Annotated in this window: 1 protein-coding gene; it reads right to left on the bottom strand. The window is 24.1% G+C overall.

Annotation, left to right across the window (positions count from 1 at the left end; translation table 11 throughout):
* A partial coding sequence (locus tag V7112_RS15650) for a hypothetical protein (protein ID WP_335421427.1) occupies positions 1–209 on the bottom strand: 209 nt, incomplete at its 3' end.
* Between the last annotated feature and the right edge of the window lie 148 nt (positions 210–357).

Here is a 357-nt window from a genome sequence, read left to right as displayed (position 1 = left end):
GTAATGAATGAAGCTGAAACAGGATTTTCAAGATTAAAAAGTCTTATAACTCCATTAAAACTTAGTAAATAACAATATAATAGGAATGCTTTATCTAAAAATTTAATACTATAAATAAAAAACAATAAAAAGAAAGCGAGTAATAATACCGGGGAATATATACTAGCTAAAAAAATGATAATTAATAAAATTAATATTGTTCTCCACATTGTATAAATCCTTTCTATTATTACTTGCTTTAACCTTCTTATAAAGCATTAAGCAAATTGTTTTTTCCAGCTTTCAATTCTATCAAGCGGAATATGAATGTCTGTTTTTATTTCCCCATTTATTTTTTGATCAAGAGTATCCAAATTT

The sequence above is a fragment of the Bacillus sp. JJ1566 genome (assembly GCF_036962685.1).
Classification (GTDB): domain Bacteria; phylum Bacillota; class Bacilli; order Bacillales; family Bacillaceae_L; genus Ferdinandcohnia.
The sequence above is the reverse complement of the archived record's forward strand: the minus strand, read 5'-3'. Positions and strand labels throughout refer to the sequence as shown.